This window comes from Halomonas sp. ATBC28 (assembly GCF_005937175.1).
Taxonomy (GTDB): Bacteria; Pseudomonadota; Gammaproteobacteria; order Pseudomonadales; family Halomonadaceae; genus Vreelandella; species Vreelandella titanicae.
In genome coordinates this window covers 1-436 of the sequence record NZ_VCQL01000125.1, presented here as the reverse complement: position 1 = coordinate 436, position 436 = coordinate 1, and the positions used below count along the sequence as shown (strand labels likewise).

Sequence of the window (436 nt, the reverse complement as noted above, 5' to 3'; positions counted from 1 at the left end):
GCCCATGTGCGCCAGGCCGGGCCCGGCGACCGCGCGGCATTGGCACGCATGGACCCCGATGCACTGCGCCCGCATGAGATCGCGGCCCTCTCGCGTGCACTGCTCTCGGCGGGCCTGCAACCCGAGACTTGGCGTCCTGAAACCTGGCCACGCTGGGCACTCATTGCCCATGGCATGGCGCTCGCGGGGCATAACGGCACCGGCCAGCTCGGCCGGCAACTGGCCCAGGCGGGCGTGGCCGAGTCTCGCGTGACGCGGCTGCTCACATCTCGGGGTGAGGCCTTCCGTCAACTGCTGCCGCGCGTGCTTCGGCTGCTGGCCTCCAAGGGCGTACAGCCCAATTGGTTCGAACTCGGCGAACTCGTGCTCAAGGAGGACAGCAGCGCCTCCAACGACGCCCAGCATGCCGAGCAACTGCGCATGGGCATCGCCGGCC

Annotated in this window: 1 protein-coding gene; it reads left to right on the top strand. The window is 70.0% G+C overall.

Translation table 11 applies throughout. The features are described 5' to 3' along the window. The coding region (gene casB / locus E0L35_RS25645; RefSeq protein WP_138801741.1) for a type I-E CRISPR-associated protein Cse2/CasB at positions 1-436 on the top strand (436 nt) is incomplete at both ends.